This window comes from Shinella lacus (assembly GCF_010994755.1).
Taxonomy (GTDB): Bacteria; Pseudomonadota; Alphaproteobacteria; order Rhizobiales; family Rhizobiaceae; genus Shinella; species Shinella lacus.
On record NZ_WHSB02000012.1, the window covers coordinates 1 to 18,577 of the forward strand.

The 18,577-nt window shown below is 61.5% G+C and carries 16 protein-coding genes and 1 pseudogene; 12 read left to right on the top strand and 5 right to left on the bottom strand.

The window, feature by feature from the left end; genetic code table 11:
* Nucleotides 1–276: 276 nt before the first annotated feature.
* The gene (locus GB927_RS24850; protein WP_256119932.1) at nt 277–555 is read right to left on the bottom strand and encodes a lipocalin family protein; all 279 of its coding nucleotides are present in this window, start codon (nt 553–555) and stop codon (nt 277–279) included.
* On the opposite strand from GB927_RS24850, the gene GB927_RS24855 reads away from it, so the two are divergent.
* Nucleotides 547–1,646 (top strand): IS3 family transposase gene (locus GB927_RS24855; RefSeq protein WP_256119933.1). Its coding sequence is split into 2 segments (ribosomal slippage): nt 547–799 and nt 799–1,646, totalling 1,101 coding nucleotides; the frame shifts between segments, so codons are not numbered across the junction. The two genes, GB927_RS24850 and GB927_RS24855, sit on opposite strands and share 9 nt — an antisense overlap.
* A gap of 211 nt (nt 1,647–1,857) precedes the next feature.
* On the opposite strand, the gene GB927_RS24860 is transcribed toward GB927_RS24855, so the two are convergent.
* From GB927_RS24860 to GB927_RS24875, 4 genes and pseudogenes are all read right to left on the bottom strand, one after another.
* Nucleotides 1,858–2,913 (bottom strand): Fic family protein, encoded by a 1,056-nt coding sequence (locus tag GB927_RS24860; RefSeq protein ID WP_256119934.1) that lies wholly within the window; start codon nt 2,911–2,913, stop codon nt 1,858–1,860.
* Nucleotides 2,914–3,322: 409 nt separating this feature from the next.
* Nucleotides 3,323–4,081, bottom strand: a pseudogene (gene istB / locus GB927_RS24865) (IS21-like element helper ATPase IstB).
* Nucleotides 4,078–5,574, bottom strand: a complete 1,497-nt coding sequence (gene istA, locus GB927_RS24870) for an IS21 family transposase (RefSeq protein WP_256119935.1) — start codon at nt 5,572–5,574, stop codon at nt 4,078–4,080. Before istA ends, istB begins: the two are co-directional and overlap by 4 nt.
* Before the next feature lie 764 nt (nt 5,575–6,338).
* Nucleotides 6,339–7,538, bottom strand: coding sequence for an ROK family transcriptional regulator (locus GB927_RS24875; RefSeq protein WP_256119936.1), 1,200 nt, complete (start codon nt 7,536–7,538; stop codon nt 6,339–6,341).
* Nucleotides 7,539–7,825: 287 nt separating this feature from the next.
* On the opposite strand from GB927_RS24875, the gene GB927_RS24880 reads away from it, so the two are divergent.
* From GB927_RS24880 to GB927_RS24930, 11 genes are all read left to right on the top strand, one after another.
* Nucleotides 7,826–8,569 (top strand): ATP-binding cassette domain-containing protein, encoded by a 744-nt coding sequence (locus tag GB927_RS24880; protein WP_256119937.1) that lies wholly within the window; start codon nt 7,826–7,828, stop codon nt 8,567–8,569.
* Nucleotides 8,570–8,608: 39 nt separating this feature from the next.
* Nucleotides 8,609–9,589, top strand: coding sequence for an ABC transporter permease (locus tag GB927_RS24885; RefSeq protein WP_369431720.1), 981 nt, complete (start codon nt 8,609–8,611; stop codon nt 9,587–9,589).
* A gap of 87 nt (nt 9,590–9,676) precedes the next feature.
* Complete coding sequence (locus tag GB927_RS24890; RefSeq protein WP_256119939.1) at nt 9,677–10,693, top strand: sugar-binding protein; 1,017 nt, start codon at nt 9,677–9,679, stop codon at nt 10,691–10,693.
* Between the two features lie 66 nt (nt 10,694–10,759).
* Nucleotides 10,760–11,884 (top strand): Gfo/Idh/MocA family protein, encoded by a 1,125-nt coding sequence (locus GB927_RS24895; RefSeq protein WP_256119940.1) that lies wholly within the window; start codon nt 10,760–10,762, stop codon nt 11,882–11,884.
* Nucleotides 11,885–11,896: 12 nt separating this feature from the next.
* Complete coding sequence (locus GB927_RS24900; RefSeq protein ID WP_256119941.1) at nt 11,897–12,934, top strand: hydroxyacid dehydrogenase; 1,038 nt, start codon at nt 11,897–11,899, stop codon at nt 12,932–12,934.
* Between the two features lie 50 nt (nt 12,935–12,984).
* A complete protein-coding gene (locus GB927_RS24905; RefSeq protein ID WP_256119943.1) occupies nt 12,985–14,058 on the top strand; it encodes a Gfo/Idh/MocA family protein in 1,074 nt (357 codons plus the stop codon).
* Nucleotides 14,058–14,897, top strand: a complete 840-nt coding sequence (locus GB927_RS24910) for a sugar phosphate isomerase/epimerase family protein (RefSeq protein ID WP_256119944.1) — start codon at nt 14,058–14,060, stop codon at nt 14,895–14,897. Before GB927_RS24905 ends, GB927_RS24910 begins: the two co-directional genes overlap by 1 nt.
* Nucleotides 14,894–15,697: an alpha/beta fold hydrolase gene (locus GB927_RS24915; protein WP_256119945.1), complete on the top strand. Its 804-nt coding sequence runs from the start codon at nt 14,894–14,896 to the stop codon at nt 15,695–15,697. The genes GB927_RS24910 and GB927_RS24915 overlap by 4 nt, the downstream gene beginning before the upstream one ends.
* 1 nt (nt 15,698) lies before the next feature.
* The gene (locus GB927_RS24920) at nt 15,699–16,406 is read left to right on the top strand and encodes a ribulose-phosphate 3-epimerase (RefSeq protein WP_256119946.1); all 708 of its coding nucleotides are present in this window, start codon (nt 15,699–15,701) and stop codon (nt 16,404–16,406) included.
* A 9-nt stretch (nt 16,407–16,415) separates the two neighbouring features.
* Nucleotides 16,416–17,363 carry an ROK family protein gene (locus tag GB927_RS24925; protein WP_256119947.1) on the top strand — a complete coding sequence of 316 codons (948 nt, stop codon included), beginning with the start codon at nt 16,416–16,418 and terminating at the stop codon, nt 17,361–17,363.
* 249 nt (nt 17,364–17,612) lie between these two features.
* The gene (locus GB927_RS24930; protein WP_256119948.1) at nt 17,613–18,572 is read left to right on the top strand and encodes an ABC transporter substrate-binding protein; all 960 of its coding nucleotides are present in this window, start codon (nt 17,613–17,615) and stop codon (nt 18,570–18,572) included.
* Nucleotides 18,573–18,577 lie beyond the last annotated feature (5 nt).

Below are 18,577 nucleotides of genomic sequence, written 5' to 3' on the forward strand. Positions count from 1 at the left end.
CTCGAAAGGCTCAGTTACCATGGGTGACGGAGCAAGTTTTGTAATGAAGTGACAACGCCGCCTTCAAGCGATGCGTCGATCGTGACGCCTAGCAACGCGGATGTCCGCAAACTTACACGCGGGCATATGCGAGCAATCCGATAACGACGCAACGCTAGATGTGCTGAGCAGCGGGTTCTCGGTTAAGCGTTAGCTCCCCACGATGGAGCTGTCGCAAGGGACGGCCAAGACATCGCCGATCAAGTGATCGCCGTTCAACCGGCAAGCTTTAAAAAGTCATTGAGCCGGGAACTCGAGCTTTCTAACATCATAGCCGAGCTCGCTCGCCTTTCGCACCATCCGCTCTAGCCTCTTTTTCGAAGGAACGGCTCGAGAGTAGATCCAAAGTTCCTTCATCGACGGACTAGCGCTAATGAACCAAGAATTGTCCGGGGACTTGTAGAGGACCCAGTAGTTGAATTTGATCAGCAGCGGATAACGGTGACCTGAGCCCCTGAACTTCCTCCAGATTTTGGTAGAGTCCGTCGTATCAAGGAGACGGACGGAATGAAGCATTCACGGTTCACGGACGAGCAGATCATCGGGATATTGAAAGAGCAGGAGAGCGGCATGCGGACGGCCGATGTCTGCCGCAAGCACGGGATATCTGAGGCGACCTTTTACAAATACAAGGCGAAGTTCGGCGGCATGGAGGTATCCGATGCCCGCAAGCTGAAGGCTCTGGAAGACGAGAACGCCAAGCTGAAGAAGCTGCTGGCCGAGACCATGCTGGACAATGCCATTCTGAAAGATGTCGCTTCAAAAAAGTGGTGACGCCCGATGTGAAGCGGGATGCTGTGGCTCATGTCTGCAAACAACATGGGGTGAGCCAGCGTCGGGCGTGTGAGGTTCTGTCCGTTGATCGGTCGAGTGTGCGATATCGTAGCATTCGACCGGATGACGCTGATATCCGTGAGGCAATGAAGCTGGTGGCGTCCGAACGCCGTCGTTTCGGCTATCGCCGCATCCACGTCATGCTGGGTCGGCAGGGCATCATCATGAACCTGAAGAAACTGCGGCGTCTCTATCGCGAAGAGAAGCTGACGGTACGCAAACGTGGTGGACGCAAACGGGCTTTGGGGACGAGACGCCCTCTGGCGCTGCCCTCGCGTGCCAACGAGCGATGGAGCCTGGATTTCGTCAGCGACGCTTTCACAGATGGTCGTCGCTTTCGGATTCTGGCCGTCGTCGATGACTTTACCCGCGAATGCCTGGCGCTGGTCGCCGACACGTCGCTCTCAGGCCGGCGGCTTGCGCGGGAACTCGATGCCGTCATCGCCCAACGAGGCAAGCCACGAACAATTGTCTCCGACAACGGCACGGAGATGACCAGCATGGCCGTTCTGGAATGGTGCCAAAGCACGCATGTCGAATGGCATTATATCGCACCGGGCAAACCCATGCAGAATGGCTTCGTAGAAAGTTTCAACGGCAGCTTCCGTGACGAATGCCTCAACGAAACACTGTTCTCGTCACTGACGCAGGCGAGGATCGAAATCACAGCATGGAAGGAGGACTACAATCGCAACAGACCGCATTCTTCACTGGGCAACATCACACCCAGCGAATTCGCAATGAAAATGGCTATGGAAAAACAGGCCGCATAAGGTCAGATTGAAAACCCAAGACTCTCCTGAAAATTGGAGGGACGATGGGTCTCAGGTCACTGGACCAAACGGTATAGGGCATGCAATCGGCATCCCCTCCACTGGCTTTGTCGCCAGAAATTCAAGGCCTTTGAGGTTCTGCGAGCAACACGGCCTTAGGTTCGATTCCCTTCAAGAGCAAATCCATTCAGATGGGCCTGACACCCCTTCATTATGAAAGACCGTACCAGGCACCGCGGCCGGCACCGTGCAGGACGAGGTGCCCTTGATCTACGAGCGTCCTGAGATGATCCTTAATGGTGTGACGGCTTGCATCGGTGATCCGTACAGCCTCCGCGACCGTAATTCGCCCGTGCTCTCGTGCCAACTCGAGTAATGTCACGGATAATTCCGGCATGTCGGCGAGGATAATACGCTCGCGCTCCATTTTCTTCTCAAGTCGCGTCTTCTGCTGATGCAGCGCTCTCAGAAAGTACTCGATCCAGGGATTCCAGTCGGGCTCGGCGTTGCGTATCGTTCCCTGCGTGCGCCGAAGCGAGATGTAGTAGCTCTCCTTGCTTTGCTCGATGATGCTTTCGAGCGAGCTGTAGGGGACGTAAGCGTAGCCGGCACGCAGGAGCAACAAGGTGGTCAGAATTCGTGATAGGCGGCCATTGCCATCCTGGAATGGATGGATTTCCAGGAAAACGACAATGAAGATCGCGACGACCAAAAGTGGATGAAGCCGCTTTTCTTGCCCTTGCTCATCCAGCCAGGCGATCAGGTCTTCCATTCGACGCGGCGTATCGAACGGCGATGCCGTTTCGAAAACTATGCCGAGGCTCTGGCCCCGTTCGTTGAACGTTTCCACGTTGTTTGAGAGGGTTTTATAGGCGCCGCGATGCCGCTCGTCCTTTGTCGAATGCGCAAGAAGATCGCGGTGGAGCTGACGGATATGATTCTCGGTGAACGAAATAGCTTCGTAAGCACTGAAGATCGTCTCCATCACCTCCGCATAGCCGGCAACCTCTTGCTCGTCGCGTGTCGTAAACGACCCCAAGCGGATGTTTGCCAAAAGCTTTTCGACCTCTCGGTCGGTGAGGCGTGCGCCTTCGATACGTGTGGAGGAACCGACGCTTTCGATCGTGGCCACACGCCGGAGGCTGGACAACCGCTCGGGCGCGATCCGGCCGATCGCACGCCAAGCACCCTTGAATTCGTCGATTTCGGCGATCAGCGACAGGACTTCGGGCGTGATCCGGACCGGCACCGTATTTAAAAATTCCATTTACTCATCCGATCCCATCCAATTCCCGAAACGCTGTTATGCACTATTTGTCCATCCATTTCCATCCAATCTCCGCGGAGAGCTTGTCTGATCTGTTAGTAGTGAGCCAGATGAGTGGCAGTTCGGTTTCCTATGTCATGGACAAGGCACTGGCGACCGAGGACGAGGATTTCCAAGTCTCTGACGTCTCTAAGAGTTCGGATGAGATCAGCGATCTTCCAATTTGCGCTGTCGTTAACCGATCATGCGGGAAGATAACCTTCCATGCACCCTCTCATGTCAACGCCGGAGCAAATTATGGCCAGGCGGCGGAGTAAAACCAGGCCACTTGTGGCGCATGCATGAGACCTCCGGGAGGGCGTAGCCCGAGCGGGGGTCTCATGCATGCGTGGCGATTTTCAAGGAGGGTTTAGCCGGCCTTTCTGGCGCGGCTTTGGGCGAGACGATAGCTGTCGCCGTTCATCTCGAGGATATTGACGTGGTGGGTGATGCGATCGAGAAGAGCGCCGGTCAGACGCTCCGATCCTAAGGTCTCCGTCCATTCATCAAACGGGAGATTGCTGGTGATGAGAGTGGCGCCGCGCTCGTAGCGTTGCGAGATCAGCTCGAACAGCAACTCCGCCCCGGTCTTCGACAACGGCACGAAGCCCAGTTCATCGATGATGAGCAGCTTGTAGGCTGCCATCTGCTTCTGGAAGCGCAGCAGACGTCGCTCATCACGCGCCTCCATCATCTCGCTGACCAAGGCAGCCGCTGTTATGAAGCCGACGGACAGGCCCTTCTGGCAGGCGGCCAAGCCGAGCCCGAGCGCGACATGCGTCTTGCCCGTCCCGCTGGGGCCAAGAGCAATGACGTTCTCGCGGCGCTCGATCCATTCGCATCACGCCAACTCCAGCACCTGCATCTTGTTCAGCTTGGGTATAGCGGTAAAGTCGAAGCTATCCAGGCTTTTGACGACCGGGAGCTTGGCCGCCTTGATCCGGCGTTCGACCTTGCGCCGGTCCCGCTCGATCATCTCCCGCTCGGCAAGCCGAAAGAGATATCCGACATGATCGACGCCTTCGGTGGCGCATAACCGGGCCAGCTTCTGTTACTCGCGCTGGAAGGTCGGCAGCTTCAGGGCCTTGAGATAATGGGCGAGGAGGATGTCGGGTGCTTCGGTGCTCATGCCGCTTCTCCTGCATCAGGCGACAGAAGGCGCATATACGCCTTTGCAGAGGTCTTCTCGCCCGTCGCCCTCGGCAGGTACGGGTAGATCGACAGGTCCAATCGCGGCGGCCGGCGTTCTACGCGGCACACGATCAGATGCTTGACGGCGTCGAAGCCGATCGCGCCGAGCTGGATGGCCTGCTTCACGGCCGCATGCAGGTCGGCAAGGTCGAAGCTCTCCAGAAGACGGAGAACCTGCACATATTCCCGCCGCCCATGTTTTGCCATGCGGCCTTCCATCAGCCGGCGCAGCGTCGCGAACTCGTCCGGCAGATCCCGGCCCTGGAGTGGCGCTGTCTGATCCAGCGCATTGATCTTTTGCTCGATCAGCGGCAGGTAATGGACGGGATCGAAGACGACGTCTTCCCGTTCCCAGCATCGCGGATGACGCGCGATGATCTCGCCGCGGCAGCCGATCACCACCTGATCGAAATAGCCCCGGACCCAGACGTCCTGATGGCCGTAGGCTACCGGTACGGAATAGTCGTTCGTTTTGTAGCGCACCAGCGACTGGGCTGTCACAACAGCGCTGGCCTGGTCGCAGGCATCAAACGGCGATGCCGGCAAGGGACGCATGGCCGCAAGATCGCGCTGCAGCCGTTCGCCAATCGTCTCGCTCTCGCCCCGCAGCTTGTCGCGCTGGCGTTTGCGGCACTGCTCTTCCAGAAAAGCATTGAACGCATCCCATGTCGGGAACTGTGGGATCGGTACCATGAAGTTGCGACGGGCATAGCCCACGAGACCCTCGACATTCCCTTTATCGTTGCCCTTTCCCGGACGGCCATAGCGATCCCGGATCAGGTAGTGGGACAGGAAGCCGCTGAACAGCGCTGCCCGCTTGCGTGTGCCGTCGGGCAGGATCTTTGCCACCAGGCAACGGTCGTTGTCATAGACGATCGACTGCGGCACGGCCCCGAAGAACGCAAAGGCGTGGACATGACCATCCACCCAGGCTTCGGCCACTGCCGCCGGATAGGCACGCACATAGCATCCGTCGCTATGAGGAAGATCCAGCACAAAGAAGCGAGCTTTCTGCTCGACGCCGCCGATCACCACCGTCGCCTCGCCGAAATCGGCCTGCGCATGGCCCGGTGGATGCGACAACGGCACGAACACCTCCTCGCGGCGTTGATCCCGCTCGCGCATATAATCCTTGATGATCGTGTAGCCGCCGGTGAAGCCGCACTCGTCACGAAGCCTGTCGAACACCCGTTTGGCAGTATGCCGCTGCTTGCGCGGCATCACCATGTCAGCTTCCAGCCACTGCTCGATCGTCGAAACGAATGCATCCAGCTTCGGACGCCGGATCGGCGAACGTCGCTGATAGCCGGGCGGTGTCGAATACGACAGCATCTTGGCCACGCTGTCGCGCGATATGTTGAAATGCTTTGCTGCCTGACGCTGCGTCATCCCTTCGGAAACAGCCAGCCGAACCCTCAGATAAAGTTCCACGGTGTAGATCCCCTGTCCCTCCTGCGTTCATTGCAGAAAGGAAATAGGTGGCCGGATTTTACTCCGCCCGCGGCAGCATTATGCCGCCGCTACCGTGGCCGACTTTTGCACCGCCGCTTTCAGGTCTCCATGCTCTGTTGTTGCTCAACGCCGGTTGGGTGACGCTATCGGCTGTACATTCGGACTGTTCCCAAAGCGCATAGGCCCGCGTGACGGAGTCCAGATTTAGATCCATTGGACCGCACCAGCAGGCCAGCGCCTTGGCTAAAGCCTCGGTGGAGCGGTCCTATACGACCTGAGTTGAACTCATCTTAAAAATGGAACCGAATGAACGCCGCAATCTACCGCCAGCGGTATCTATAAGACAGGCGTTTCCAACGAACTTGTTTAGGTATCGGCACGGCAATCTCCACGAGCCTCGGCACGGCGCTGGATCGTAGGATAAACAGAGACAAACTTCACGTTTTGAAATGAATGGCCACCGAATGAGTTCCTATTCTGTGCCAGTGCGAGTGTCTCTTCGAGAAAGCCCATACCAGACATTGCTCGACGACACACGAATCAAGGAGTTGACAGCATGAAAAATCCAGTTGGATTTTAACATCTCTGCGAGAACACAGCCCTCCGTGCAGGCGATGGCTTGTTATTCTTCGCGACTTGTTCGGCCAGGCCTTCTACTTTCTCTAGTGTTTGTCGGCTGGCATCGAATGGGTAGACTTCGCTGGAATGTCGCTGCTCCCAAGTTTCAATCAGAGCGGCTTATCTCATCCAGCCATGTCGATTTCGATACGGGAGTTGTCGAAGCAGCGTTGATGGGCGATGGCGGCGACACCTATGGCGCATTCATAGGGTTCGAGGCTGAAAAGGCGCACGTCCGGTGCGGGCAGGCCGGGAACGATGCCGGAAGCGACGTCGCGGCGCAGCTCCTCAAGGATGAGAGAAAGAACCGGGCCTACCGCGCCACCGAGGAAGATCGTCGAAGGGTTGAAGATATTGGCAAGGCTAACGATGCCTAGCGTCAGCCATCCGGCAAGATCGGTAACGGAAGCTACGGCGGTGGGCTCGCCGGAAACAAACCGCTCGGCCACCTCGGCGGAAAGTGCCTCGAATTGGGCTTCTTCGAGATCGTCCGTTCCCCAATAGGACCGCGCCAATGCGTCGAGCCCGACACGGCTTTCAAGACAACCACGGTGACCGCAACTGCATACGGCGCCGTCACGCGCGATGCGCATGTGGCCAAGCTCGCCTGTCGCGCCGCTCGCACCGCGCAGGAGGCGGCCGTTCATCACCGCCGCGCCGCCACATCCTCGACCTATGACGAGAAAGACCGAGCAACCGGTCTGGAGTTCCGGCATGGTATAGACAGAGCCGAACGCCGCCGCGCCCGCGTCGTTTTCCACGAAACAGGGCCGTCCAATGGCTGCCTGCAACGGCGTCAGGAGATCGACGCCCTTCCAGCCGAGGATCGGCAGATTGATGACAAAACCTTCCAGATTGACAACGCCAGGCACGGTGACACCGACGCCCTGGACGCGGCCAGCATAACGCAGGTCGCGCTCCAGCATCGCGACATGGGCGGCAATCCCGTCCACGACCTCCTCCGGCGTGATCGTTCTGCTGACATGCACATCGGATGTTGCAACACTGCTTGCCGTCAGATCGATCAGCGCATAGCGGAGAATGCCGACACCGATCTCGACGCCGAGAAAGTAAACGGCGCCAGGGTTGAGCGCGAGCGCAACGCCTGGCCGGCCGGCATCACGGGCTGCGCCGCGCATTTTAGCGAGCGGCTGCACCTCACGCACCAGCCCGCGCAGGGTTAGCCCGTTAACGAGCCGCGTCACCGAAGCCGGTGTCACCTCGAGATGACGGGCGATCTCGGCGCGGCTCGCCGACCCACTCAGTCGCAGGAAGCGAAGGATTTGCCGCTCATTGACTTCCTTGGCAAGCGTCTGGTCTGCCATCTCGAAATCCACCACCTCCCGATCTGCGATCCACATTCCCTCCCTGAAATAATCGCATTTATATCTTTTGTAAAAAATATCTTTTCTGTTCTCCAGGAAATGCCCATCGGGCGCTTCCTCGCCTTTTCCAGTTTGCTGCCTAAAATATAGGCGAATGCAAATTATGTCAGCTATATTGACGCAATTCATGTTGGAAGGCCTCGAAAAGATTAACCGTTGACAAGGAGCAACCCTTCATATTTATTACTTTAAGAAAGATATCTATCCAGGCTCAGGGAGGAGGTTGGATGAGCAAGCTTGCCAGTCTCGAAAAGATCGTCATGGAATTCGGCGCCATCCGGGCGCTCGACGGCGTGTCGATCGACATCAACCGCGGCGAAGTGCTAGGCCTGATGGGCGACAACGGCGCCGGCAAATCGACATTGGTGAAAACCATCGCCGGCAATTTCCAGCCGACCTCCGGCCGATACGTCTTCGAGGACCAGGAGGTCCGTCTCTCCGGTCCGGCCGATGCCCGCCGGCACGGCATCGAGGTGGTCTACCAGGATCTGGCGCTCTGCAACAATCTCACAGCCGCAGCCAACGTTTTCCTCGGACGCGAGCCGATGCGGCAGGTCGGGCCGTTCCGCGTGCTCGACAAGAAGCTGATGAACACGCGCTCGGCGGAAATCTTCCAGGAGCTGAAATCCGAGACACGGCCCGCCGATCTCGTCGATCGCATGTCCGGCGGCCAGCGGCAGGCCGTCGCGATCGCCCGTACCCGGCTTTCCAATTCCAAGCTGGTCTTGATGGACGAGCCGACCGCCGCCATCAGCGTGCGGCAGGTGGCCGAGGTGCTGGCACTGATCCGGCGAATGAAGGAACAGGGCCTCTCGGTCATCCTCATCAGCCATCGCATGCCCGATGTTTTCGACGTCTGCGACCGGGTTGTCGTCATGCGGCGCGGTCGCAAGGTCGCCGACAAACGCATAGACCAATCGAGCCCGGAGGAGGTCACCGGCCTCATCACCGGCGCCATCCAGGCCGCTTAAGGAGGAAGGAGAACCATGTCCCAGTCGAACGCCCCCGACATGAATGTCGACCTCCTGAAACGCCACGACCGGTCGCTTTTACGCCGGCTGATGCTGACGCAGGAAATGTGGATCGCGATTGCCATCGTCGTGCTCGGACTGGCCGTGTCGATGATCTCCGGAAAGTTCGCCACGTCCGGTAACCTGATGAACGTCCTGCAAAATGCCTGTTTCATCGGTCTGATGGCGCTGGGCATGACGCCCGTGCTCATCAGCGGCGGGATAGACATTTCCGTTGGCTCGATTTTGGGGCTGAGCGGTGTGACGCTCGGCATCCTGCTGAATGCCGGCGCACCGTTGCCGGTCGGCATCTTCGGGACGCTCTTCGTCGGCCTGGTCTTCGGCGGGCTCAACGGCGCAGTCATAACGCTCGCCAAGTTGCCACCCTTTATCGTGACACTAGCGACACTGTCGATCGGACGAAGTCTTGCGCTCGTCGTCAGCGACAATCAGGTGTTCTACGAGTTCGGCACCGCGACGGAATCGATCCTGGCGCTTGGCGGCGGCTACACGCTCGGCGTTCCGAACGTCGTCTACGCCCTCGTCGTCTTCGTCATCGTGCTGCACTGCCTTCTGACCATGACCCGCTGGGGCCGCTACATCTTTGCCATCGGCGGCAACGAGAGTGCCGCCCGTCTTGCCGGTATCTCGGTCGATGCGATCAAGATCTCGGCCTATGCCTTCAGCGGCCTGATGGCGGCTGTCAGCGCGATCTTCCTCGTTGGCTGGCTTGGCGCGGTCACCAACGCCATCGGCACGGGTTATGAGTTGCAAACCATCGCCTCGACCGTCATCGGCGGCGCGTCCCTCACCGGCGGTTTCGGGACTGCACTCGGTGCCGCGATCGGCGCGATCCTGATCGAGGTGATCCGCAACGCATTGCTGATCGCTGGCGTCAATCCTTTCTGGCAGGGCACCTTCGTTGGCGGCTTCATTCTTGCCGCAGTACTTCTCGAACGCATTCGGTCGCTGCGCCGCTGACGGCTGCGCCCGCACACAGTCAGGGCGTGGAGGAGTGCCTCGCCGTGAAGAAAGACGTCTTTATCAGCGAACCAAGGAGGAGATACCATGTCGCTGTCAGGAAGCCTGAAATTGACCCTGTCGTCTGCCGCGATCGCGCTTTGCGCCTTTGCCTCGACGGCGAATGCCGCAGACCGGGAATTCGCGCTGGTCTTCAAGGTATTGAACAACGCCTTCAGCCCGCCGATCGACGCCGGCTGCAAGGAAGCCGCCAAGAAGCTCGGCGACGTGACCTGCACCTATGTCGGCCCGACCGAATATGACGAAGCCAAGCAGGTTCAGCTCGCGCAGGACATGATCACCCGCGGCGTCGACGGGCTCGGCATTTCCGCCGGCAACCCGAAGGCGATGGCGCGCATCCTCAAGATGGCGAATGACAAGGGTATCCCGGTCGTCACCTTCGACACCGATGTGCTGCCGGAAGACGCCGGCCTGCGCGCCACCTATATCGGCACCGACAACTACTCCTTCGGCGTGGAACTCGCCAAGAAGGTGCTGGAGAACAAGAAAGAGGGCGGTACGGTCTGCATTCAGTCGGGCGCGCCGGCATCTGAAAACCTGAAGGCGCGCGTTCAAGGCATCCGCGACACGCTCGCCGGTGCCTCGAAGGACAAGCCGGTCGACACGCTCACCGGCCAGAACGGCTGGACCGAGCCGGCTGGTTGCCCGGTCTACAACAATGACGACATCGCGCTTGCCGCCCAGCAGGTTCGCGACGTCATGACCAACCATCCCGACCTCTCCGCCTTCGTTGCGGTTGGCGGGTGGGCGCAGTATGCGCCGCAGGCCTACAAGCAGGCGATGGAGCCGCTGAAGGAACGTCTCGACAAGAAGGATCTCGTCGTGGTCTTCGGCGACAACTTCGGTCCGCAGCTTCCGCTGCTCGCCGAAGGCCTGAGCCACTACAACATCGGCCAGCGTCCCTATGACATGGGCTACGAGACCATCATTGCCCTCGACAAGCTGACCAAGGGCGAAAAGCTCGAGCCGTTCATCCAGACCGGCACCGAGACCTGCACCCCGGCCGATGCGCTGACCACCTGCGGCAAGGTTGCCGCCAAGTAAGCACGCTTCAAAGGGGATGGGCCGGCGGTCAACGTCGGCCCGTTTCATTCCAGACAGGACAGGAACATGAGAACGCTGAAACTGGGCATGGTCGGCGGTGGCAATGGTGCGTTCTTCGGCGCCGCACACCGCGCTGCCGCCGCGATGACGGGACGCTTTTCGCTGGTCGCGGGCGCATTTTCGAGCGATGCGGTGCGCGCACGCGAAAGCGGGAACGATCTCGGACTCGACCCGGATCGCTGCTATGCAGATTTTGAGACGATGGCGCAGCGCGAGGCAAGCCGCGACGGCATCGACCTCGTCGCCGTGGTAACGCCGAACCACCTGCATGCACCCGCCTGTCGCGCCTTCCTCAGTGCCGGCATCAACATCCTCTGCGACAAGCCGCTGACCGCCACGCTGGATGAGGCGCACGCGCTCCAGAAGGTGGCCGAGGACAGCACCTCCCTTTTCGGTGTAACCTATACCAATGCCGGCTTCGACATGGTGCGCGAAGCGCGTGCGGTCGTGGCGGCCGGCGAGATCGGCGCCGTGCGTCTGGTCCGCGTCGCTTTTCCGCAGGAATGGCTGGCGACCGCCACCGAGGCGACCGGCAACAAACAGGCCGAATGGCGAACCGACCCGGCGAGAAGCGGCGCCGGCAGCCTCGGCGACATCGGCACCCATGCGTTCCATCTTGTCGAATTCGTCACGGGCCTCACGGCAACATCCCTTTCGGCCGAGGTCGATACCTTCGTCGCCGGCCGCCGCGTCGATGACAATGTGACGGCGAAGCTGCGCTTTGGCGGCGGCGCGAAAGGACTGCTCTGGGCAAGCCAGGTGGCGATCGGCGAAACCAACGGGCTCAAGATCGATGTGCACGGCGACAAGGGCTCCCTCGGCTGGACGGTTGAGGCGGCGAACCAGCTGACCTTTGCGCCGCTCGGCGGCCGGCGCATGGTGATCGACCGCGCCTCGCACGGAACTGCTTTCAAGGGACTGATGCCGCCCGGTCATCCCCAAGGATTCATCGAGGCGCTGGCGCGGCTCTATATCGACATGGCTGAACAGATCGAGGCGCGCCGCGCTGGACGCGCCGCGGCGGCCGATGCCCTGCTACTGCCCGGCATCGGTGATGGTGTCCGCGGTTTGCGTTTCGTCGATGCCGCACTTCGCTCGGGCGCCGAAGATGGTCGCTGGACAGATATTTGACGTGAGACTTCTATGACTGGTAACGGCGCTCCCTTCCGCACCTTCATCATGGCACATCCGCGCCTCGTCGAAGACGTCTTCACGGACGCTCATCTTGCCCGGCTTCGTGCGCTCGGCGATGTCGTCATCCATGAGGGCGATGTGCTGAGCGACGAGGGTTTCGAAAGACACGTCGTGCCGGCCGATGTCGCGATGGGCATTTTCGACATGCCGGCCGAACGGCTGGCGCGCTGCTGCAATCTCAAGGCCTTCGTCAACAGCGAGGGAAACTTCTTGCCCAATATCGACTATCGCCATTGCTTCGAGCACGGCATCCGCGTGCTGTCGGCAAGCCACGTCTTTGCCGAACCGGTCGCCGAGATCGGACTGGCCATGGCTATCGATCTCGGCCGCGGTATCACCGAGGCCGACCGACTAATGCGGGAGGGCAAGGAAGAGTATGGATTTGCGGCCAACCGCAATGCGCTGCCGCTGATGCGTGCGCGGGTCGGGCTGATTGGTTTCGGCGATCTCGCCCGCGCGCTGTTGCCCTTGTTGAAACCGTTTACATCGACGATCGACGTCTACGACCCCTGGGTGCCCGGCCTGTTGATCGAGCAGGCCGGCTGCCGGTCGGTGTCGCTCGACGCGCTGCTTGCGGAGAGCGACTTCGTCTTCGTGCTCGCCGGCGTCACCTCCGACAATGCCGGTTTCCTCGACAGACGCGCGTTCGGGCTGATGAAACAGGGGGCGTGCCTGCTGCTGCTCAGCCGTGCGGCGGTCGCCAACTTCCCCGACATGCTGGAGGCCGCCGCTTCGGGCCGGATCCGGGTTGCGACCGACGTTTTCCCGATCGAACCGGTCGCGGCCGACGACCCGGTGCGACGGACGCCGAACATCATCCTGTCGCCCCACCAGGCCGGCGCAATGGAATCGACGTTGGGCGCCATGGGTGCATCGATCACTGCCGATATCGAGCTGATCGCCCGTGGCCTGCCGCCCGCCGTCTGCAAGGTGGCGCAGCCGGAGACCGCCGTGCGCTTCCGCAGCATGCCTGTGTCGAAGAGCTGATGAACAGGGCCGGTCTTGAAAGCGCCGGCCAGTATTGAAAGGACAAGCTGATGAACGAGGGTAAGCCGCTGCTGAAGGTCGGCATTCTCGGCTGCGGGCCGATCTCGCAGGCGGGGCATTTCGAAAGCGCCGTCAAAGCGCGCAATGTCGAGCTTTACGCCATCTGCGACGTCGCCGACGACCTGCGCGCCCGCATGGCTGCGACCCACGCGCCGAAGAAGGATTTCTCCGACTACGACGAGATGCTCGCAGATCCGGACGTCGAGGCCGTCATCATCGCGACGGCCGACGCCTTCCACGTCGCAGCCGCGACCCGGGCGCTGGAAGCCGGCAAACATGTGCTGTGCGAAAAGCCGCTCGGCATGACGGTGGAGGATGTGGAGGGTCTTCGCCCCGTCGTCGAGAAAAGCGGCAAGGTCTTCCAGGTCGGTCACATGAAGCGCTACGACGCCGGCCTGCAAAGCGCCAAGACCTTCATCGACGCCGAGATGGGCGAGATGCTCGCACTGAAGGCTTGGTATTGCGATTCGACCCATCGTTATGCCGTCACCGACGCGGTGCAGCCCTACATGATCCGCAGCGCCAATGCGAAGAAGCCGTCGCGCAACCCGAAGGCCGATCTAGAGCAGTATTTCATGCTCGCCCATGGCAGCCACTTGCTCGACACCGCCCGCTATTTTGCCGGTCCCATCCTTTCGGTCGATGCGCGGCTGCGCCAACGGTTCGGCGCCTATTCGTGGTTCATCGACGTCGAGTTCGCCAATGGCACCATGGGCCATCTGGACCTGACAGTTGCCGTGCGCATGGACTGGCACGAGGGCTTCCAGATCTACGGCGAGTACGGCAGCATTCTCGGCAAGACCTACAATCCTTGGCTGTTCAAGAGCAGCGAGGTGGACATCTTCAGCGAAAAGACCGGGGCGACCAGCCGCGTACTCGGCGCCGACGGTCAATTCTACCGGCGCCAGCTGGAGGGCTTTGCAGACACGATCCTTGATGGCGGGCCGCTAACCGGCGCAGGCATTGAGGACGGCATCGCCTCGGTGCGCGCCATGGCGGCAGTGATGCAGTCGGTGCGCGACAAGGCGCCGGTAAACCTCGCCGATGCGCAGGGGAGTGTGTGATGCGAACCGGTATCTTCGCCAAGACATTTGCCGGGACGACGCCGGACGCCGTGCTCGCCGCCGCCCGCGATGCCGGCTATGCGTCGGTCCAGTACAACTTCGCCTGCTCCGGTCTTGGCGCGCTGCCGGAGACGATCCCGGATACCGCGGTCGCGGCGATCCGCGACGCGTCGGCAAAGAGCGGCGTCGCCATTGCGGCGATCTCCGCCACCTATAACATGATCCACCCGGATATCGGCACTCGCGAAGCGGGACGGCGCAGTTTCGCAGAAATCGCTAGTGTGGCACATCGGGCTGGCTCGAATCTCCTGACCGTCTGCACGGGCAGCCGCGACGCCGCCGACCAGTGGCGTGACCATCCGGACAATCAGGGGGCCGAGGCCTGGCAGGACATGATCGCCGAGTTCGGCCATCTGCTCGCGATTGCCGAACGGCACGACGTCTTCATCGGCGTCGAGCCGGAGCTTGCCAATGTCATCAACTCCGCAGCTCAGGCGCGCCGGCTGATCGACACGATGGCGAGCGAGCGCATCCGCATCGTGCTCGATCCGGCGAACCTCTTCGAGCATGAGGACACGGATACGCGAGACCGCATCATCGACGAAGCGATCGATCTGCTGAAGGATAGCATCGCCATCGCCCACGCGAAGGATCGCAACCCGGACGGTTCCTTCGCCACCGCGGGCAAGGGCGTCATCGACTATCCGCGTTACGTGGCCGCGCTGAAGAGGGCAGGGTTCGACGGCGACGTGATCACCCACGGGCTTTCGGCGGCGGAAGCACCGGGCGTTGCCGCTTTCTTGGCACCCCTCCTTGCCTCGGAGGGCCGAGGCGCATGAATCCAGCCCGCCATTCTGCCGATGGGGTGAGCCTTGCGGTCTACGAGGAGGGCGAAGGCATGCCCTTCGTTTTCCAGCATGGCCTTTGCGGCGATCAGGCCCAGCCGGGTCAGGTCTTTCCGGAGGATGTTGGCTTTCGTCGCATTACCCTCGAATGCCGTGGCCACGGCGCCTCGGACGCGGGCCCGAAGACGGCCTTTTCGATCGCCACCTTCGCCAGCGACGTTGCCGGCTATCTTGACGCGAGCGGTATCGAGCGGCCGGTGGTGGGCGGTATTTCCATGGGAGCGGCGATCGCGCTCCGGCTTGCCGTGCGCCGGCCAGACCTGGTTCGGGCGCTGGTGATCGCCCGCCCGGCATGGATCTGCGCCGCCAACCCTGAAAACATGGCGCCGAACCGCATTGCCGGCGAGCTTCTCGATCGCTATCCGCCGGACGAGGCACGCCGGCAATATGAAGCGTCACCGCAGGCCGAAGAGCTGGAGCGGACCGGACCGGACAATCTCGCGTCGATCCGCGGCTTCTTCACCCGCGAGCCGATCGACGTCACCGCGGCGCTGCTCAGGGCGATCTCGATGGACGGTCCCGGTGTTACGGAGGCGGAGGTCTCGGCCGTCGCCGTGCCGACGCTGGTGATCGGCCATGGGCGCGACGTCGTTCATCCGCTTGGCCATGCGCAGTCGCTCGCGTCGATGATCCCGGGCGCACGGCTGGTGGAGATCACGCCGAAGGCGGACGATGCCGGCGCCTATCGCGCTGATTTCCGTGCCGCACTTGCGGCGTTCCTCAGGGAGCTTTGAGATGCGGCCGCCTTCCGACTGGCTCGAAACCCTGCCCAAGGATCGGCTGATGGCCGAAATGTCGCTGTGGTCAGCCGATCTCGCCAGGCTTGGTGCGGAGATTGCTCGGATCGACCCCTTCACCGACATCTACCATATCGACGTCGCGGACGGCCATTTCTCGCCCGCTTTGCTGTTCTTCCCTGATCTTGTCGCCGTTTGCCGCCGCTGTTCGGCAAAACCGCTGCATATCCATTTGATGGCAGCAGATGCCATCCTCGAGGCCCAGATCCGCCAGTTCGCCGATGCCGGCGTCGATGCGATCAGCATTCATGCGGAGAATGGAAATCTCGAGGCGGGCCTCGACCTCATCGACCGTCTCGGGCTCGTTCCCGGCGTCGTGCTGCAATTGCAAACACCGGTATCGGCCGCAGCCTCCTTTATCGAGCGCATCGGCCTGCTGACGCTGCTCGGCACACGGGTCGGCGCGAAGGGCCAGGCGCTCGACCCGCAAGCCGAAAGCCGGCTCGGCGAGGCGCGCGCGCTGATCGCGAACCGGAGTGCGGCGGGCCGCATCCTGCTGTGCGCCGACGGCGGCATTCGCGAGCATACGGTGCCAAATCTCGCCCGGGCCGGCGCCGAGACCGTCGTCATGGGCTCGCTCGCTTTCGAGGCTGCGGATCTGGTTCAACGCATGGCCTGGCTACACGCGCAACCGGTGGAACGATAAGAGGCCCGCATGAAGGACGATTTCACCATAGGTCTCGATCTCGGCGGCACGCAGGTTCGTGCAGCGTTGGTGCGAGCCGGCAAAGTTCTGTCGCGCACCGCGGTACGGACGGATGTCAGCGGCCCGGACGTGGTGATGCGCCAGTTTGGCGCGCTTGTCGAAGAGGTGTCGCAGGCGGCAGGCGGTGCGCCGATCCGCGCTGTCGGCATGTGCGCGCCGGGCCCGCTCGATACTGTGAGCGGCATTATCGACCATATTCCGACCCTTCCCGGCTGGGAGCAATTCCCCTTGCGCGACCGTCTGTCTGAGATTTTTGGCCTCCCGGCCATCGTCGAGAATGACGGCATCGCCGCCGCCTTCGGCGAATGGCAGCATGGTGCGGCGCGCGGGCTCGATCATCTCGTCTATGTCACGGTCAGCACCGGCATCGGCGGTGGCGTTGTCGTCGATGGCCGGCTGATGCATGGCGCACGCGGGATGGGCGGCCATGTCGGCCATTTCACATTGGTTGGGGAGGGGCCGGTCTGCTCCTGCGGCCGCGTCGGCTGCTTCGAGGCGGTTGCCGCCGGCACGGCCTTCGGCAAGCGCGCCCGTGCGGCCGCGGCCGGAAATCCTCGCTCCTATCTCGGCAGGATAGCCGCGCGCGAAACAGTCGAGGGTCGCCACGCCGTGGAGGGCGCGCGGGCAGGCGATGCCAGCTGCCTCGCCCTCGTTGCCGAGGAGGCAGATTTGCTCGGCTCGGGTTTCGCCAGCCTGCTGCATCTCTACAGCCCGCAAATGATCGTCATGGGCGGCGGCGTATCGGTCGCTTTCGACCTGCTCGAACCCGGCATCCGCGCGCGCATCCGCAAGGACGCCATGGCGCCCTTCCGCGAGGTGCCGGTCGTGCCTGCAATGCTCGGCGACGACGCCGGCCTCGTCGGGGTGGCCGATCTGGCCCTTATTAAGCAGGGCTAGCATAGGCTCGTGCCCAACAGCGGTGAAAAACACTTGCCGAAACACATCGGCGGGTGCGAACGCCAAGGCGCTTCGTGAACTCTGCGACACGACGTGCGGGTAAGCGGCGACGAACAGATCTGCAGACGGAGCACCATCGCGACCGTCTTGCCTCGCCACACAGACCTTCCTTTCCTCACTGATTGACTTTCCCCTAAGTAATGGTATTTTTGAGAAAGAGATCGATCTCATTTCCAGGGAGGAGAGAAAATGAGCCGTTTTCGTCGTCTTTTTGCTATTGCCGCGATGTCCACCGTCGCGTTCGCCGCCACTGTCGCTCAGGCGCAGGAAAAGCTGACTGTCGCCTTCATTCCGGGCATTGCATCAGACCCGTTCTTCCTGGCGATGGAGAAGGGCGCGCGTGCCGCCGCTGAAAAACTCGGCATCGAGCTGATCTGGCAGGGCAGTGCGTCCGAATATTCGCCGCAGAGCCAGTTGCCCTTCGTCGATGCCGCATTGGCACAGGATATCGATGTCCTCATCCTCGTGCCGACCGACCCGGATTCCTTGCAGCCGAGCGTCCAGCGCGCGGAAGCTGCGGGCATCCCGGTCATCACCGTCGATACGACCGTCACCGACCAGGCCTATCTGACGTCTCACATCACCGGCGACAATGTCGACGGCGGCCGGCAGGCGGCCAAGACGCTTGCCGAACAGATCGGCGGGGAGGGCAAGGTCTTCATCATGTCCGGCTCGCCGAGTGCCACGACCAACACGCTGCGCGAACAGGGTTTTCGCGAGGAGCTGGCGGCGAACTATCCGAAGATCGAGATCGTCGGGCGCGAATATGCCAACAGCCAGCCGGCGAATGCGACCTCGGCCATCAACACCGTGCTGCTCAACCATCCCGACCTCGTCGGCATCTTCGCCATCGATGGCACGAGCGGTACCGGGGCGGTCGCAGCACTTCGCAACAGCAACGTGGTCGGCAAGGTGAAGCTCGTCGGCTACGACGCCTATAAGGCCCAGGTCGATGCGCTCCAGGAAGGCGTGTTCACCGCGCTCGTCGCCCAGCAACCGGCCAGGGAGGCGGAACTGGCGCTGGAATATGCGAAGGCCAAGGTCACGGGCGAGGGGGCGGACAAGATCGAGAAATCGGTCGTCATCCCGAACGTCGTCATGACCAAGGACAATTTCGCGGAAACCGGCTCGTCCATCTATTCCGACTGAGCTCG

What these genes read in the sequence shown, in the direction of transcription:
- GB927_RS24920 (WP_256119946.1), top strand. Translation starts at nt 15,699, where the DNA reads ATGCGGCCGCCTTCCGACTGGCTCGAAACCCTGCCCAAGGATCGGCTG.
- GB927_RS24880 (WP_256119937.1), top strand. Translation starts at nt 7,826, where the DNA reads ATGAGCAAGCTTGCCAGTCTCGAAAAGATCGTCATGGAATTCGGCGCC.
- GB927_RS24860 (WP_256119934.1), bottom strand. Translation starts at nt 2,913, where the DNA reads ATGGAATTTTTAAATACGGTGCCGGTCCGGATCACGCCCGAAGTCCTG.
- GB927_RS24930 (WP_256119948.1), top strand. Translation starts at nt 17,613, where the DNA reads ATGAGCCGTTTTCGTCGTCTTTTTGCTATTGCCGCGATGTCCACCGTC.
- GB927_RS24900 (WP_256119941.1), top strand. Translation starts at nt 11,897, where the DNA reads ATGACTGGTAACGGCGCTCCCTTCCGCACCTTCATCATGGCACATCCG.
- GB927_RS24895 (WP_256119940.1), top strand. Translation starts at nt 10,760, where the DNA reads ATGAGAACGCTGAAACTGGGCATGGTCGGCGGTGGCAATGGTGCGTTC.
- GB927_RS24875 (WP_256119936.1), bottom strand. Translation starts at nt 7,538, where the DNA reads ATGGCAGACCAGACGCTTGCCAAGGAAGTCAATGAGCGGCAAATCCTT.
- GB927_RS24915 (WP_256119945.1), top strand. Translation starts at nt 14,894, where the DNA reads ATGAATCCAGCCCGCCATTCTGCCGATGGGGTGAGCCTTGCGGTCTAC.
- GB927_RS24885 (WP_369431720.1), top strand. Translation starts at nt 8,609, where the DNA reads ATGAATGTCGACCTCCTGAAACGCCACGACCGGTCGCTTTTACGCCGG.
- GB927_RS24905 (WP_256119943.1), top strand. Translation starts at nt 12,985, where the DNA reads ATGAACGAGGGTAAGCCGCTGCTGAAGGTCGGCATTCTCGGCTGCGGG.
- GB927_RS24890 (WP_256119939.1), top strand. Translation starts at nt 9,677, where the DNA reads ATGTCGCTGTCAGGAAGCCTGAAATTGACCCTGTCGTCTGCCGCGATC.
- GB927_RS24910 (WP_256119944.1), top strand. Translation starts at nt 14,058, where the DNA reads ATGCGAACCGGTATCTTCGCCAAGACATTTGCCGGGACGACGCCGGAC.
- GB927_RS24925 (WP_256119947.1), top strand. Translation starts at nt 16,416, where the DNA reads ATGAAGGACGATTTCACCATAGGTCTCGATCTCGGCGGCACGCAGGTT.
- GB927_RS24850 (WP_256119932.1), bottom strand. Translation starts at nt 555, where the DNA reads ATGCTTCATTCCGTCCGTCTCCTTGATACGACGGACTCTACCAAAATC.